The organism is Bifidobacterium sp. ESL0800 (assembly GCF_029395355.1).
In the GTDB taxonomy this organism is placed as follows: domain Bacteria; phylum Actinomycetota; class Actinomycetes; order Actinomycetales; family Bifidobacteriaceae; genus Bifidobacterium.
In genome coordinates, this window is record NZ_CP113913.1 from 2,208,965 (window position 1) to 2,225,669 (window position 16,705).

Consider the following 16,705-nt stretch of genomic DNA (forward strand, 5'->3'; position numbering starts at 1 on the left):
TTCAGGTTGCAAAAGGCGAAGATATAAATGCAGATTGGCGCGATTCCGCGATTTGTAATTTGTATCTTCGACTTTTGTAACGCTGCTAACTCAACAGTGCGGCGATAATGGCGATGACGATAGGGCTGGAAACGGTCGAGATCAGCACGCCGTCGCGGGCGAAGGTCATGCCGACATTGTAGCGGGCCGCGTAATTATAGACGTTCTGGCCGGCCGGCAGCGCCGCGAGCACGACGCAGGCGTAGAGCACCTTGCCGGTGAAGCCCATGATGAATTTGGCGATAAGGAAGGCGATAATCGGCATCACGATGTTCTTCAGAACGGTGACGGCGATGACCGCCGAGCGCGAGCTCTTGTTCTGCATCGGCTTGGTGCCGCGCAGCGACATGCCGAACGCCATCAGGATCATCGGAATCGCGGCCTGCCCGATCATGTTGACCGGGTCGTAGATGAATTTCGGAATGGGGTAATAGCCGATCCATGCGGTGATGGCCGCGACGAGGATGCCGCCGAGCGAACCGATCAGCAGCGGCTGGTGCAATGGCTGCATCAGCGCTTTTTTCACCGACATCTTGCCAGTGGTCGTATAGTCCAGAACCGTCAGCGCGATTGGCGTGAAAATTGCCTGCTGCATCACCAGAATCGGTGCCACGAGCGCCCCATTGCCCAAAATGTAGGTGGCGATGGGCAGGCCGATGTTGTTGGAATTGAGATACAACGAGTTGAGCGCGCCCACCGTCGCATCGGCAGGTCCCATATGGTAGAAGATCTTGTTCAGGATCAGGAACAGCACACCCACGGCCAGCGCGGAGAAGAATGCGACGAAAATCGAGGGATGGAAAATCTCCATGATCGGCTCTTTGGAGAGGATCGCGAACATCAAAAACGGGTTGGTGACGAAGAACGCGTAGCGGTTCAGGACCATCTGGGCGGTCGGGCCGCCGATGTTGAAACGTGCCGCGACGTAACCGGTGCCGATGATGACGGCGATGACCACAAACCCTTGCATCGCGCTCAGCAAACCCATGAATCTCTCCCTTGGCCACGGCCTTAATGATCAACCACGTTTACCTTAGTATGATGCCTCGTTTTTGCCGGTTTGTGAAGATACGTCTCACGGCATAACACACGAAAACCGGTATGGGACCTTGACCACGATACCTACCGATTAATGGTGTCATGACGTTCATGGTGCATTCAATCGTGAACGCGCCATGCGAATCGCAGATGTGAGCAAACATGGAAGATCCGTATGCCGGTCCGCTAGGATAAGAAGCCATGAGTCTGACGATACAAGAGGGATCCGCGCGCGAGACCGCGCTTAACGGGCTGTTCGAGGAATTGATGAAGTCGTATTCCGTCTCCGACGACGAGACGGCGCTCGCCGATGAGGTCGAGACGTTCCTGCGCGGGCAGCCACATATGACGGTTCACCGTCTGGGTGACACGGTGGTCGCCTCGACCTCGCTTTCTCGCCCGCAGCGGGTGGTGCTCGCCGGACACCTCGACACGGTTCCGGTCATCGACAATTTCCCGCCGGTCTGGCTTGAGCCGAGAGACGAGCGTATACGTGCCGACGTGGCCTCGAAGATGAAGGATTCCGGAGAGCGCGTGATGTTCGGCCGCGGCGCGACGGATATGAAGGCCAGCGACGCGGTGATGCTCTATCTCGCGGCGACGATGACCGCGCCGAAATACGACCTTACCTACGTTTTCTATGACCATGAGGAGGTCGTGGCCGAAAAGAACGGCTTGGGCAAGGTGGCGCGTGCCCACCCAGAGTGGATACAAGGCGATTTCGCGATCATCGGCGAACCCACCGATTGCGGCATCGAAGGCGGGTGCAACGGCACCATGCGCTTCGATGTGGTCACCCACGGTGTCGCCGCCCATTCCGCCCGTGCATGGATGGGCGAAAACGCGATTCACAAGGCCGCCGAAGTCCTCGACCGGCTTGCCGCCTACGTTCCGCAGGATGTCGAGGTGGACGGCCTGACCTACCGCGAAGGCGTCAACGCCACCCTGATCTCCGGCGGCAAAGGCACCAACGTCATCCCCGACGAGTGCCGTATCCACGTCAACTATCGTTTCGCGCCCGACAAGGACCTGCCGGCCGCAAAAGCACTGATGATGGGGGCCGATGCCGGCGCCGAGATGGGCAACGGCGAGCACAAGGCCACCGGCGGCATGTTCGAAGGCTTCGATATCGAGATGAAGGACGAATCGCCGTCCGCGCGCCCCGGCATGGATGCGCCGTTGGCGGTTTCTTTGGCCAAACTGGTTAAGGAGAAAACGGGACTTGCCCCCCAGGCCAAGCTCGGCTGGACCGATGTCGCCCGCTTCTCGTCCATCGGCATCCCGGCCGTCAACCTCGGCGCTGGCTCCCCGCTTTTGGCACACAAGGCCGATGAGCAGATACCATTCAGCCAGCTCATGTTGCTTGCCGATATCCTCGAGCAGTGGCTACGTTAGCGAACGTTTGCGTATCCGGGATTCCTGCGTTGCAATGTTGCCGGACTGTTGTAGCGCTTCCGGTTAGTTGTGGCGCTTATCGCGCACGACCTATGTTTGCCCCACCATTTGTGAATTCTTCATTTTTTGGGGTATCTTGGTGCACCAAGTCCGCCAAAATTTGGGAATTGCCCATCAATTTTGCGTTTTAGCGTGTTCTTGGTGCACCAAGATGCCCCAAAAATGGAGAATTGGCCGTAAATTGCGTGAATACAGGCAACTTGGTGGCACCAACAGGGTTGTTTTGGGTGGAATTATAAAATTTGGGTGCGTCGGTGATCACAGCATAGTGCATCTGTTGTCACTTCTACCCCAGTGGACGTATAATAAAAGCTGGTGATTCTGCAAGTTGCCGAATTCCGATGGCGTTGATCCCCTTGCGTGCTAATCCGCAAGTGCCGGTGTCCGCCGTGACGAACGTAATGACTTTTAGATTGCCGACTACGAACGCAACTGTTGCGTGGCCGCGGTGAGAGCGCGGTGTGAGAGCCGTAGACGGCCAAGATAAGCCGACATGATTGCAGCATGTCGACAAGGAGCATTGTGCCCAGAGTAACCCGAGGCGGGGTCGGTCAAACCGATGACGCCACACAAAACGATACCAATTTACCTTCTTCATCCCCATCTACGGATAGTGAGCCCGCAACGCGTCGCCGTACGGTTCGCCGCCGCGTAGTCCGCGGTGCCGGTGCCGCCGGTGCCGCCGTGGCATTGAAAGTGGAAGAGCGTGAAAGTGCTGAATCCGCTAGTGGCGAGAAGCAATCCGACGAAAGCGGAGTCGAGGCAGGTTCAAGAACGTCTGGAACGAGAACCGGCAGGAAGGCCGCTTCGTCGCGCGGCACGGATGACTCGTCATCCAGCACGACGAAAAGGACACGGACGCGTAGTCGTGCCCGTGACGATGAAGAGGCGGATGAGGGGCCTCAAACGTCTCGCCGAAACGCCCGAACTCGCAAGTCTGATGACGAGTCGAAGAAATCTTCCGCTTCAGGCCGCAGCCGCCGTACAGGTGTTGCAAAGTCGCGTGGCAGGTCCGACGATTCCGTATCGGCAAGCGAGGCAAAGACGGAAGTTGCCGTCGAAACCGCCGAGGAACGTGTCATTGACGCCGTCGAAGGCCTTCCCGAAGGCCACGAGAGCCATCACACCCCTCATCCAATGACATCGCTGCTCTTCCAGGAGCCTGTGCTTCCCGGTGAAGGCGAAGACGATGAAAACGATGAGCCTAAGACGACTCGGCGACGTTCTCGCGCTCGTGCGGACGAGGACGACGAAGGCGGCGAGCGCGGTTCACGCCGCTCGACGCGCAGCAACCGTTCGCGCCGTGGTTCCGAACGCGACGATGAACGGTCGGACGAGGAACAAGATGAGCGACGGAGCCGTTCGGGTTCCAGACGTGGCAGGTCGAATGACCGTGACCGCGATTATGAGGACGAAAGCCGGAATGCTTCGCGCACGACCCGTCGTTCGCGCCGGAGCGAGGATGACGATGACATCTATGACGAGGAAGCCGCCGAACGCAGCGAACGTCGCACCCATCGTCGTCGCAGGCTCAACGCCGAGGAGCGTCATGCGGCCGACGAGATCGAGCAGATCGAGGAAGACCTCGAAGACGACGACATCACCTATCGTCCCATCGACGATGTGGAAGCCGAGCAATCCAGAGCGAGGCGTCGTGGGCGTGGCAGTGAACGGGCGACACGCCGTGAGCGCAGTGGCCGTGGTTCTTCGCGAGCCGATCAGGACGATGCCGAATTTGATGAAGAGGACGAAAGCGAAGAGCACGGTTCTCGCCGCAGCCGCAAGGGCAATGGTGATCGCAACGATCGCAATAGCCGCAACGATCGTGGCGAGGCTGATCGCGGCGATTCCCGTCGGCGCCGTAGGCATGAATCCGAAGAGGACAGTGACGACCAGCCGCTGACCCGTCGCCGTCGTCGTCATCGCGGTTCCAAAGGCGAGGAAAGCGAAAGCGGTTCGTCTCGTTCCACCTCGCGCCGCAGTCGCAAGCAGCAGTATATCGACGAGATCACCGATATCGAAGGCTCCACCCGCCTCGAGGCCAAGAAGCAGCGTCGCCGCGACAACCGCCGCGAGCGCAGCCGTCAGAACCAGCTGATCGAGCAGGATTTCCTCGCCCGTCGTGAGAACGTCGACCGCTTGATGGTGGTGCGCGAGAAAGGGCAACATACCCAGATTTCCGTGATCGAAGACAACGTGCTCGTCGAGCATTACGTCTCCGATATCCAGGAGGTCGCCACCGTCGGCAATATTTACTTGGGCCGCGTGCAGAACGTGCTGCCCAGCATGGAGGCCGCGTTCGTCGACATCGGCCAGCCCCGCAACGGCGTGCTCTACGCCGGCGAGGTCAACTGGGACGCCACGCGCCTGGAAGGCCAGCCGCGCCGCATCGAACTTGCGTTCAAATCCGGCGATCCCGTTCTGGTACAGGTCACCAAGGATCCGATCGGCCACAAGGGCGCGCGACTGACCTCGCAGGTCACGCTCGCAGGCCGTTTCCTGGTGCTTGTCCCCTCCGGCGGTATGACCGGCGTGAGCCGCAAGCTGCCCGAGCGTGAACGTGGGCGCCTGAAGTCCATTGTCTCCAAGATCGCCCCGAAGGATATGGGCGTCATCATCCGCACCGCCGCCGACGGTGCCAGCGAAGACGCGCTGAAAAAGGACCTCGAGAATCTCAAGCGTCAATGGCAGAAGATCGAGGACAAGCGCAAGCTCTATCACAACGGCAAGCGCGCGAAGCTTTTGCAGGGCGAGCCCGACGTGGCCATCCGTGTGGTGCGTGATATCTTCAACGACGATTTCTCCAAGCTCATCGTCGAAGGCGACACGGTTTACGAGCGTATCGAGGAATATCTCGACACGATGGCCCCCGACTTGAAGGACCGCCTCGAAAAGTGGGATCCCGAGGAGCATCAGGGCAAGGACGTCTTCGATAAGTGGCAGATTGACTCCCAGCTTCGCAAGGGCATGGAGCGCCAGGTCTACCTGCCCAGCGGCGGCTCGATCGTCATCGACCGCACCGAGGCCATGACCACTATCGACGTCAACACCGGCCGGTTCATCGGCAAGGGCAAGTCGCTTGAGGAGACGGTCACCCGCTGCAACCTCGAGGCCAGCGAGGAGATCGCCCGCCAGCTGCGGCTGCGCGACATCGGCGGCATGATCATGATCGATTACGTCGACATGGTGATGCCCGCCAACCGCGACCTCGTGCTGCGGCGCTTGGTCGAATGCCTCGCGCGTGACCGTACCAAGCATCAGGTGGCCGAGGTCACCTCGCTCGGCCTGGTGCAGATGACCCGCAAGCGCATCGGCCAGGGCCTGGTGGAGGCCTTCAGCGAGGAGTGCCCGACCTGCAAGGGCCGTGGCTTCATTCTCCATGACGAGCCCACGATTTCCGCCGATTATGCCGATCCGTACGCGATGAAGGGCGGCGACCCGTTCGTCCACACCAACAAGCACGGCCATGGCAGTGCTCCCGAGGTGCAGGCGCCGAAGGGTTCGAGCCCGGCGGTCAAGGCCAAGCTCGCGCAGATCGCCGCGGCGGCTGTGGCGGCCAACGACGAGGAGAAGGAAGAAGCATCCGATTCGGATTCGTCTGCTGATTCTTCGGCTGACAAAAGCTGAAATCGCGCTGAAATAATAAGGTAATAAATCTACGTTCCCGGTTTCGCTTTCACTTGTCTTTTGTGAAATCGGGAACACAACACCCCGACCATGCGCAACGTAGGGACATGCCGTTAGTATGGATTGACGTTAGTACGTGGGTCGGTGTACTCTAAAAGACTGGTGTCTGGCCGTGGAAGTCGAAGACGTGCTGGGCAGTTTAGCTTTCGAAATAGCAAGGAACGAGATATGTACGCGATTGTGAAGGCCGGTGGCCATCAGGAAAAGGTCGAGGTCGGTGACGTCATCCTGGTCAACCGTCTCAATGCGAAGAAGGGCGATACCGTGGAGTTCCCGGTCGCGCTCGTGGTCGACGGCGCCAAGGTGACGCTGAACGCCAAGGATCTTGCCAAGGTTTCCGTCAAGGCTGAAGTCGTTGACGATGAGGCCAAGGGCCCGAAGATCAACATCCAGAAGTTCAAGAACAAGACCGGCGTTGCCCGCCGTAAGGGCCATCGTCAGCCGCTTTCCGTCATCAAGATCACGGCAATCGCCTGATTTCGGTAGCGTAAGAGCAATCAAAGCCTGAAAGGAACAGACAATGGCACATAAGAAGGGCGCATCCGCTTCCCGCAACGGTCGCGATTCAAGCGCGCAATACCTTGGCGTCAAGAAGTTCGGTGGCGAGGCTGTCGTCGCCGGCAACATCATCGTTCGTCAGCGTGGCACCAAGTTCCACGCCGGCCAGAACGTCGGCACCGGCAAGGATCATACCTTGTTCGCGCTGTCCGACGGCAACGTGAAGTTCGGCGTTCGCCGCGACCGCAAGGTCGTCGACGTAGTCGCCGAGTGAGACTTCAAGCCAACTAGCTTTTCATCAAGAAGGTCGTACCTATGTGGGTGCGACCTTCTTGTATTTTTGATGATATGGCCGGCGGGAAGCGATTGCGATGCCGGAATGTGCTTGCGACGCGCCTCATACTTTTGCCCAAAACGATAATTTCGGGACTCGTCGCCAGGGTTATGGGAAGATGAATACCCATCGGTAAGGTAAGGAAACATGACAGACTTTGTAGATAGAGTGACCGTCCACGTCAAGGGCGGGGACGGCGGCAACGGGTCCGCAGGGGTCAAGCGCGAGAAATACAAGCCGTTGGCCGGGCCGAACGGCGGCAATGGCGGCGACGGCGGTTCCGTCATTTTCGTCGCCGACGCGAACGCGAACAACCTGCTCGACTATCGTTTCGTCCCGCATCGCCGGGCGGAAAGCGGCACGATGGGCCTGGGCGACACCAAGGACGGCTCGAAAGGCGCCGATGTGGTGCTGCCGGTCCCGCCGGGAACCGTGATTTTCGAGGCCAAGGGTGCGCAGGGCAAGGCCAAGCACCCCGGCCGCGAGCTGGCGGACTTGCGCCACGCCGGCGATCGGTTTGTCGCCGCAGCGGGCGGCATGGGAGGCTTGGGCAACGCCGCGCTGGCCAACAAGACGCGTCGCGCCCCCGGATTCGCGTTGCTCGGCGAACCGGGCGAGGAACGCGACGTGATCCTGGAGCTCAAATCCATCGCCGACGTGGCGTTGGTGGGCTTCCCTTCGGCCGGCAAATCCAGCCTGATCGCCGCGATGAGCGCCGCGAAACCGAAGATCGCCGATTATCCGTTCACCACGCTCGTACCGAACCTCGGCGTAGTGAAGCTCGAGGAATACCGCTATACCATCGCCGACGTGCCGGGCCTGATTCCCGGAGCCTCGGAGGGCAAGGGGCTCGGCCTCGAGTTCCTGCGCCATATCGAACGCACCGAGATCATCGCGCATGTCATCGATTGCGCCACGTTGGAGCCGGACCGCGATCCGATTTCCGATTACCACGCGCTGGAAGACGAGCTGGCGAAGTACGCCGCGAAACTCAAGCTTCCGCTCGGCGTCATCCCGATTCCCGAACGCCCGCGCGTCATCATCCTCAACAAGGCCGACGTGCCCGAAGCCAAGGAATTGGCGGAATTCGTACGCCCGGAGTTCGAGAAGTTGGGACTCAAGACCTTCATCGTCTCCACCGCCTCGCACGAGGGCTTGAAGGAACTCGGTTACGCTCTAGGCGAGATGGTCACCGAGCTGCGCGCAAAGCTGGCCCGCGAAGAAGCCGAGCGCGACGAAGAGCGCGTGGTCATCAAGCCGTTGGAGCAGCCGGCGCGCCGTCGCCGCCGTGCCGACGATGAACGTGGCACCTCGCTTGATTTCACTGTCGAGCGCGAAAGCAACCGCAGGGGAGCGGTGTGGTTCACCGTCACCGGTGCGAAGCCGGAACGTTGGGTGCGTCAGACCAATTTCGACAACGATGAGGCCGTGGGCTATCTCGCCGACCGTCTGGCCGGCTTAGGTGTCGAGGACGAGCTGCGTCGCCATGGCGCCAAGCCCGGTGACGAAGTACGCATCGGCAAGGGTGAGAATGCGGTCGCCTTCGATTGGGACCCGACCATCGCCGCCGGCGCGGAAATGCTCGACGGCGCCCAGTTGGGTGCCCGCGGCAAGGACCTGCGGTTGGATGACGGGTCTGATGGTAACCGTGTCCGCCGCCGCACCAACGCCGAACGCCGCCGTCAGTATCACGAGATGATGGACGCCAAGACCGCCGTGCGCGAGGCGATGCGTCAGGAACGAACAGCCGGCCACTGGGCCGATCCGAGCGTTGACGACGACAGGCACGACGAGCACGCGATTCTCGGCGGCCACGAATCCGATGACGGCGACGATGACGACTAATACTGATTCGTGTCCTGCGAGACGGGCAAGCAGCGTCGACTGACGTTAGGCAGCGTGAGATATGAGCATCGATTTTGCATATCTCACGCTGTAGTTTATTTGGTTCTCTGTTGCCCTATTGGGGGAGATAGACTCCTTGGTCGTGTTCAAAATCAGTTGTAATATATCATGAAATGGCGGAAAGTGATTGCGGTCTTTCCAAGCAGTTCTTGAACGGTTTTAAGCCATATGGCAGAATGATTCCGGTGTTATTGTGAACATGTTTTTTGATCTATGGCCTTTTCGCTGGATTCCTGCAATGGGTTCCGACATGATGAATGTTGATCATATTGGTAAAGCCTCTTCGCTCACGTCGCTCCCGGCGTGTTTCCTATGGTTTATGAGGGCAAGGAAGTAAGCTGTTGCTGGCTGGAATATCCGTCAACGCATAAAGCGGTATAGGGAAAACAGGTGACAAGGCAATGCAGAGGGCGAGTGAGTCGCAGATTCGGCAGATGGTCGCGAACGCGCGGACCGTCGTGGTCAAGGTCGGTTCCAGCTCGCTGACCAAGCCTTCCGGACATTTGGACGTCGGCAAGGTCGGCGCGTTGGTTGAGATTTTGGCTCAGCATGCCAAGTGCGGCACTCGTATGGTCTTGGTGTCGTCCGGTGCCATCGCGGCAGGTTTCGGTCCGCTCGGATTCGACGCGCGACCGTCCGATGTGTCGACCCAGCAGGCCGCGGCTTCGGTGGGTCAGGGCGTGCTGATGCAGCATTACGAGATCGGTTTCGCGCGCTACGGTGTGCGCGTCGGTCAGATTCTCCTGACCGCCGATGATACGATGCACGCCTCGCGCTACCGCAACGCACAGCGCACGCTGCTTAGGTTGCTTGATCTTGGCGTGGTCCCGATTATCAATGAAAACGATGCGTTGGCTACCAACGAGATTCGCTTCGGCGATAACGACCACCTTTCCACGCTGGTGGCCAATCTGGTGCGTTCCGATGCGCTGGTGCTGCTGACCGACGTCGACGGCCTTTATACGGCTCCGCCCTCAAAACCAAATGCCAAACGGGTCGGTTTCGTGCCGAACGTAGACGGAATTCTGAACGAGGTAACGGTCGCCGGCAGCTCGTCGGGCGTCGGCAGCGGCGGCATGGTCACCAAGCTCGAGGCAGCGCGTATAGCAGTCGCTTCCGGCATTCCCGTGGTGCTGACCAGCGCCGGTAACATTGCCGGAGCCCTGAACGGCGAGCCCACGGGCACGGCTTTCGCCCCGTCGCAGCACCGCGATTCCTCACGTCGTCTGTGGATCGGTTTTGCGGCCAATCCGCGCGGAACGCTCGTCGGCGACAAAGGCGCAATCAAAGCCGTGCTCGGCGGCAAGGCGAGTCTGTTGGCGGCCGGAGTATTGGAAGTGCACGGCGAATTTTCGGCCGGTGACCCCGTCTGGATCGACGACGAAGACGGCAACCATATCGCCAAAGGCCTCTCGGGCTTCGATTCCGACGAGATTCCGCATACCCTCGGCCGCGACACATCCCAGCTCAAGCGCTTGCTGGGTGAGGAATACGCCCATCCGCTCGTCCACCGCGACAATCTGGTGCTGCTATAGACCAGAAACCAATTCCGCCAGCTGGCCGCCAGCCAATTATGCAAGAAACGTACCGCTGGGAGTATGCCAGTGGATTGAATCTTGCATGGCGTGTTAGCTGTGCAAGAAATGTGCCGCTGAGTGTGTGTCAGTGGCTTAAGTCTTTCATGATGCGTTGGTTGTGCAAGAAATGTAGCGTTGGGATGGCGTCAGTGACCCATTTCTTGCACAATTGTTGGCCCGGCGATGTTGCGCATTTCGTTATATGCCCATCTGTCTTGCCAATTCGCCACTGCGGTCTAATCTTGAGTTGGTAATTGCCAGCGAGATGCGGGAGACGAAAATGGCAGAGTGGCAGACGTTAAGTGATCGTGTGAATTCTGTGGCGCCGAGCGCCACCCTGGCCGTGGATTCCAAGGCGAAGGCGATGAAGGCCGCAGGCGTCAATGTCATCAGTTACGGCGCCGGCGAACCCAATTTCCCGACTCCCGATTACGTCGTCGAGGCGGCCGCCGCGGCGTGTCGCGATCCGAAGAACCATCGTTACACCCCGACCCCTGGTCTGCCGCAGTTGCGTAAGGCCATCGCCGAGAAGACGTTGCGCGACTCCGGTTACGAGGTCTCGCCCAATCAGGTAGTGGTGACCAACGGCGGTAAGCAGGCCGTGTATGAGGCGCTCCAGATCATTGTCAATCCCGGTGACGAAGTCATTGTTCCCGCCCCCTACTGGACCACCTATCCCGAGGCCGTGAGACTTGCCGGCGGCAAGCCCGTCATCGTTTTCAGCGGTGCGGAGAACGGCTTCGAGCCGACCGTCGAAGCGCTTGAGGCCGCGCGCACGCCACGCACCAAAGCCATCTTCATCAACACTCCCTCGAATCCGACCGGAGCGGTTTTCAGCGAAGAAACGTTGCGTGCCGTGGGGCAGTGGGCCTTGGAACATCACGTATGGATCCTGAGCGACGAAATCTACGAACATCTTACGTATGACGGCGAGAAGACCGCGTACATCGGCGCCGTCGTGCCGGAAGTGCGCGACCAGCTCATCGTCCTGAACGGCGTGGCCAAGACCTACGCCATGACCGGTTGGCGCGTCGGCTGGCTTATCGGCTCCGTGCCGGTGGCCAAGGCCGCCGCCAAACTGCAGGGCCATATGACCTCCAACGTTGCCGACGTGTGCCAGCAGGCCGCGTACACGGCGGTTTCCGGCTCGCTCGACGCGGTGGCGATGATGCGCAAGGCGTTCGACAAGCGCCGCAAGGCCATCGTCGCCGGCCTCAACGCGGTAAATGGCGTCACCTGCCGCACCCCCAAGGGCGCGTTCTACGCTTTCGCTGATGTCACCGCCTTGCTGAACCGTCCGATCGGCAACGCCGGAAAGACTGCCAAAACCTCCTCCGATCTGGCCGCGCTGTTGCTCGACGAAGGTCATGTCGCCGCAGTGCCTGGAGAAGCGTTCGGCGCACCCGGTTTCCTGCGTTTCTCGTATGCGCTCGCCGACGATGATCTGGCCGAGGGCATGCGCCGTTTCAAGCAATGGGTTGGCTGAAATCCATAGATTGAGGCAAGGACGAGAGAAGTGAAAAGGCCTGAGCCTTTTAGTCTGTTGGCTCTCCCTGCCGATTACCCTATCGCGATCTGCTTAGCCTCCTGCCCCGGATGTAACTGCGCAAGATTCGTTGTTTTTTTGGGGTTCTTGGTGCACCAAGTGGCTTGTTTTTGTGGGATTTGGTGGTGATTCTTCCGTTTTTGGGGTTCTTGGTGCACCAAGTGGCTTGTTTTTGTGGGATTTGGTGGTGATTCTTCCGTTTTTGGGGTTCTTGGTGCACCAAGTGGCTTGTTTTTGTGGGATTTGGTGGTGATTCTTTCATTTTTGGGGTTCTTGGTGCACCAAGACCCCCGATTTTGGAGGATTTGATCATGAAGTTTCCGGCAACTATCGCAAACAGTAATTGAGCAGCCTCTGTATACTGAGGTGCCGTGAATTCGTTGCGACACGAGGAGTGGACGAAACCACGAAAAGAGGCTAGACTATTTCCTCGGCGGTTTATGTCGCATGGTCTCGTGCTTCGAGTATCGTAGACAGAGTTCACCTAGGGAAGTGGCGCAATTGGTAGCGCAACGGTCTCCAAAACCGTAGGTTGTGGGTTCGAGTCCCGCCTTCCCTGCCAAGTAATCACAAGCCAAACGAAGGACGGATATGGCGAAGGCACACGAGTCTGAAGAGAGCGTCAAGCCGAACATTTTCATGCGTATCGGCTTGTTCATCAAGCAGGTTATCGACGAGCTGCGCAAGGTCGTCACGCCGAGCGCCAAAGAGCTGGCCGGTTGGTCGGTTGCCGTGTTTGTCTTTGTGGTGCTGCTGATGGCCCTCGTTACGGGTATGGATTTCGGTCTCGGCAAGTTGACTCTTTGGATTTTCGGCTGAGCGTAAATAATTTTTAAAGGTGACTAAAAGCATGGATAATGAAGTGAATCTCGAGGACTTGGATGCATTGCCCGATCTGCCGAACGGTGATCAGACTGCTGCAGAGGCGCAGAACGTTGATAATGCTGCAGTTGATGCCGTAGCGGGTATCGAAAATGCTGATGCAACTGAGCCGGCTTCCGACGATTCCGCGGATGCTGCTTCTGCTGAGGGCGCTCAAGGCGCTGAAAGCGAGTCTGAAAACGCTGCCGAAGTCGCCGGAGACGCTGCTGCCGATACTGCTGCGAACACCGAAGGCGAGGATGCTGACGACGCCGGAGCCAAGGCCGTCAAGGAATTCTCCAAGAGCTTGCGCGGTTTGGACGGCAAGTGGTATGTGCTTCACACCTATTCCGGCTATGAGAAGCGCGTGAAGGCCAACGTCGAGTCCCGTATCCAGAGCTTCGGCCTTGAAGATCAGATCTTCCAGATCGAAGTGCCGATGGAAGAGGTCGAGAAGCATACCGACAAAGGCAAGAAGGTCGTCACCCGTGTGCGTGTGCCCGGCTATGTGCTCATTCGTATGTGGCCTGACGAGAACGCCCGCCGCATCGTCCGCGAGACGGAAGGCGTCACCGGTTTTGTGGGGCCCACCAAGGAACCTGCACCGCTGAGCCGCAAGGACGTCGTCAAGATGATGGCTCCGATGATCGCCTCCGAGGCGCTCAAGGAGGCGGGCGACAAGCCTGCCGCCGCCAAGAAGCGTACGGTCGAGGTCTCCTACAAGGTCGGCGATCAGGTCACCGTCATTGACGGCCCGTTCGCCACGATGGCCGGCGCGGTTTCGGACGTCGAGCCCACCACGCAGAAGCTCACCGTGCTGGTTTCCATATTCGGCCGTGACACACCGGTCGAGCTCGGTTTCAGCCAGGTCGAGAAGATCGTCTGATACCGTTTCGGTCTAACCTTTTCAGTAATGATGCCGCAGGTCGCAAGGTCTGCGGCATCATTGGTATTCGTTGCCTGTCACAGCATATGCCCGTCGTCGCAAATGAGTCTTTACCAGCACTTCACACACATTGATGCTGGAAAGGTCCTAAAAAGAATTTCTAAATGCGGTGTTTCCAGCACAGCAGTGAAGGTTAGTGCTGGTAAAACCGCATTTTCTTCGACTAGGCAGGGATTCTTTGACAGCGCTGATTTCGACGAACATGCAGCTTATCGCGATAGAGTTCATTGTCTTGCAGGGCTGGAATAATAGAAAGGCTTGTGTCTGGAGGGGAGACCCGCTAGCACAGCAGAAGCAATATCAGTTGCGGGAGGAGACCCGTGACACTTGATATACCAACGGTTTGCTGAGATTGACGATATGTCGGTTTCGGTATTATCAGCCTGGTGTGCGGCCATCGCAAGATGACGGCGCACAGAAACGGCCGAAACCGGATATATCGAAAAGTGTCGTGGGCGACCGTAAGCACCGCACGGACAATGAAAAGGAGCCATATTTATGGCTGGAAAAAAGGTCACTGCGCTGATCAAGCTGCAGATTGAGGCCGGCAAGGCTAATCCTGCGCCGCCGCTCGGTCCTGCTCTCGGTTCGCATGGCGTCAACATCATGGACTTCTGCAAGTCCTACAACGAAGCGACGAAAGACAAGATGGGACAGGTTGTTCCTGTCGAAATCACCGTCTACGAGGATCGCTCGTTCGATTACGTTCTGAAGACCCCGCCGGCCGCAGCGCTTCTGCTCAAGGCAGCTGGTTTGAAGAAGGGCACCGACAACCCGCTGACCCACAAGGTCGGAACTGTCACCTCGGCTCAGGTCCGTGAGATCGCCGAGACCAAGATGGCCGATCTGTCCGCTCGCGACGTCGAGGCCGGCATGAAGATCATCGCGGGCACCGCCCGTTCGATGGGCATCACGGTCGAAGGCTGAGGGAGGAACACAGATGGCTAACAAGCATTCCAAGAAATATCGTGAATCGGCCGAGAAGGTCGACGGCAGCAATCTGTATACCGCTTCCGAAGCTATCGCTCTGCTGAAGAGCATGCCCGAGCGCGGTTTCGATGAGACCATCGAAGCCACCTATCGCCTGGGTGTCGACCCGCGCAAGGCGGACCAGCTGGTCCGTGGCGTGGTCAACCTCCCGAACGGCACCGGCAAGACCGCAACGGTCCTCGTGTTCGCCCGTGGCCCGAAGGCCACTGAGGCTGCCGAAGCCGGAGCCGACATGGTCGGTGACGACGACATGGTCGCCAAGGTGCAGGGCGGCTTCCTCGACTTCGATGCCGTGGTCGCCACTCCCGACATGATGGGCAAGGTCGGCCGTTTGGGCCGCGTGCTCGGCCCCCGTGGCCTCATGCCGAACCCGAAGACCGGCACCGTGACCATGGACGTGGCCAAGGCTGTCAAGGACATCAAGGGCGGCAAGATCGAGTTCCGCGTCGACAAGAACGGCAACCTGTCGTTCATCATCGGCAAGAAGTCGTTCGAGCAGAAGGCGCTGGAAGAGAACTTCCAGGCTGTGGCCGCAGAGATCAAGCGTCTGCGTCCTTCCACCGTGAAGGGCCGCTACATCTCCAAGGCGACGCTCACCTCGACGATGGGCCCCGGCGTTCCGCTGGACCTTGCCCCGCTCGTCTGAAGCGTGAAAAGCGTGTGAGTTGCGCAAAGCGTAGTTCATCGATAAGTTGCCCGGTACCTTTAAAGAGGTGCCGGGCAACTTTGGTTTTGTTGATGAATTCCTCGCTTGTTTGCCTTGAATATCCATTATCTGGTTTTCGTAATTGTTTATTATCACTCAAACGTAATATCAAGAAATCTTGATTTTTATGTAAATCGGTGTTCGGCTCTTGCTTTTTCCTCTGGCTTTTTGTATTCCTAAATCACCATCGACGTGATGATGCCGTAACGTTTTGCGGCAATAAGGGACACCGGGAAGGGCTAAAAGGAAAAATGACGACTTGGCATACTGGAGGGGCGTATCGGCGGAAGCCCAACAACTATCGCCGTCGACCTGTTCAAGGCGGCAGGAGGGTCAGCAACGCCCATTTCCGACGGCGACGGGTCGATTTCGACAGCCTGCTGGTACGATTCCTGATTTTGTTGCTTGCGGCTTGCATTATCGGTGTCGGTTTCGGGCTGGCGCTGCCGAAAGTGAGCAAGCCACTTGCGCAGATGACCGGCCAGTATGTGGCGACCGGACCGGTGGCGCAGGTGCTGGCGACGTTGCCGGTGGACGACCATCCGAGCACTCGTGGTTACGACCGCGATTCGTTCGGCTACAACACCACCGACGACGACGGTGACGGTTGCACCATCCGTGACGACATCCTCAAGCGAGACATGACAAGCGTCAGATACAAGGAACCGAGCGCTTGTCAGGTCAAAACCGGCGCTTTGCAGGAACCGTACACCGGCAAATCCATCCGTTTCGTGCGTGGCAAACGGACGAGCGCGGCGGTGCAGATTGACCATGTCGTGGCGCTGGAAAACGCCTGGCAGTCCGGGGCGAGCCAGTGGGATGCGGAGACGAAACAGGAATACGGCAACGATGCCTACAATCTGCTGGCCGTCGACGGTCCGGCCAATCAGCAGAAGGGTTCCGCCTCCGCCGCCTACTGGCTTCCCGCGAACCGCGGATTCCGCTGTGCCTACGTCGCCCGTCAGGTCGGGGTCAAGCAGAAATACAACCTCTCGGTGACGACCTCCGAAAAACAAGCCATCTCAAAAGTCCTGAAAACGTGCCCGGCCCAGCAGATTCCGAAGCGGTAAGAGCGTCTTCGGCTGGAGTGCCCCGAGAATAAGAAAAACGCCGATGTGCAGTT

The 16,705-nt window shown here is 58.8% G+C and carries 13 protein-coding genes and 1 tRNA gene; 13 read left to right on the top strand and 1 reads right to left on the bottom strand.

The window, feature by feature from the left end; genetic code table 11:
* Positions 1 to 85 precede the first annotated feature (85 nt).
* Positions 86 to 1,027 carry an AEC family transporter gene (locus tag OZX75_RS08390; RefSeq protein WP_277146180.1) on the bottom strand — a complete coding sequence of 314 codons (942 nt, stop codon included), beginning with the start codon at positions 1,025 to 1,027 and terminating at the stop codon, positions 86 to 88.
* Between the two features lie 251 nt (positions 1,028 to 1,278).
* Between OZX75_RS08390 and dapE the strand changes: the two genes are divergently transcribed.
* The 13 genes from dapE (at position 1,279) to OZX75_RS08455 (ending at position 16,652) form a co-directional block, all read left to right on the top strand.
* Positions 1,279 to 2,472, top strand: a complete 1,194-nt coding sequence (dapE, locus tag OZX75_RS08395) for a succinyl-diaminopimelate desuccinylase (protein ID WP_277146181.1) — start codon at positions 1,279 to 1,281, stop codon at positions 2,470 to 2,472.
* A 564-nt stretch (positions 2,473 to 3,036) separates the two neighbouring features.
* Positions 3,037 to 6,159 carry an Rne/Rng family ribonuclease gene (locus OZX75_RS08400; protein ID WP_525930241.1) on the top strand — a complete coding sequence of 1,041 codons (3,123 nt, stop codon included), beginning with the start codon at positions 3,037 to 3,039 and terminating at the stop codon, positions 6,157 to 6,159.
* Between the two features lie 228 nt (positions 6,160 to 6,387).
* Positions 6,388 to 6,696, top strand: coding sequence for a 50S ribosomal protein L21 (rplU, locus tag OZX75_RS08405; protein WP_277146183.1), 309 nt, complete (start codon positions 6,388 to 6,390; stop codon positions 6,694 to 6,696).
* 43 nt (positions 6,697 to 6,739) lie between these two features.
* On the top strand, positions 6,740 to 6,991 hold the full coding sequence (gene rpmA, locus OZX75_RS08410; protein ID WP_277146184.1) for a 50S ribosomal protein L27: 252 nt from the start codon (positions 6,740 to 6,742) through the stop codon (positions 6,989 to 6,991).
* 207 nt (positions 6,992 to 7,198) lie between these two features.
* Positions 7,199 to 8,896: a GTPase ObgE gene (gene obgE / locus OZX75_RS08415; RefSeq protein WP_277146185.1), complete on the top strand. Its 1,698-nt coding sequence runs from the start codon at positions 7,199 to 7,201 to the stop codon at positions 8,894 to 8,896.
* 461 nt (positions 8,897 to 9,357) lie between these two features.
* Positions 9,358 to 10,491, top strand: coding sequence for a glutamate 5-kinase (gene proB / locus OZX75_RS08420; protein ID WP_277146186.1), 1,134 nt, complete (start codon positions 9,358 to 9,360; stop codon positions 10,489 to 10,491).
* A gap of 322 nt (positions 10,492 to 10,813) precedes the next feature.
* Entirely contained in the window at positions 10,814 to 12,019 is a 1,206-nt protein-coding gene (locus OZX75_RS08425; protein WP_277146187.1) for a pyridoxal phosphate-dependent aminotransferase, read from the top strand.
* A gap of 546 nt (positions 12,020 to 12,565) precedes the next feature.
* A tRNA-Trp gene (locus tag OZX75_RS08430) sits at positions 12,566 to 12,641 on the top strand.
* Positions 12,642 to 12,670: 29 nt separating this feature from the next.
* Positions 12,671 to 12,898 (top strand): preprotein translocase subunit SecE, encoded by a 228-nt coding sequence (secE, locus tag OZX75_RS08435; RefSeq protein ID WP_277146188.1) that lies wholly within the window; start codon positions 12,671 to 12,673, stop codon positions 12,896 to 12,898.
* A 31-nt stretch (positions 12,899 to 12,929) separates the two neighbouring features.
* Positions 12,930 to 13,826: a transcription termination/antitermination protein NusG gene (nusG, locus tag OZX75_RS08440; protein ID WP_277146189.1), complete on the top strand. Its 897-nt coding sequence runs from the start codon at positions 12,930 to 12,932 to the stop codon at positions 13,824 to 13,826.
* Between the two features lie 558 nt (positions 13,827 to 14,384).
* Positions 14,385 to 14,813 carry a 50S ribosomal protein L11 gene (gene rplK / locus OZX75_RS08445; RefSeq protein ID WP_277146190.1) on the top strand — a complete coding sequence of 143 codons (429 nt, stop codon included), beginning with the start codon at positions 14,385 to 14,387 and terminating at the stop codon, positions 14,811 to 14,813.
* A gap of 13 nt (positions 14,814 to 14,826) precedes the next feature.
* Positions 14,827 to 15,522 (top strand): 50S ribosomal protein L1, encoded by a 696-nt coding sequence (rplA, locus tag OZX75_RS08450; RefSeq protein WP_277146191.1) that lies wholly within the window; start codon positions 14,827 to 14,829, stop codon positions 15,520 to 15,522.
* 311 nt (positions 15,523 to 15,833) lie between these two features.
* Positions 15,834 to 16,652: a GmrSD restriction endonuclease domain-containing protein gene (locus tag OZX75_RS08455; RefSeq protein WP_525930242.1), complete on the top strand. Its 819-nt coding sequence runs from the start codon at positions 15,834 to 15,836 to the stop codon at positions 16,650 to 16,652.
* Positions 16,653 to 16,705: the final 53 nt, after the last annotated feature.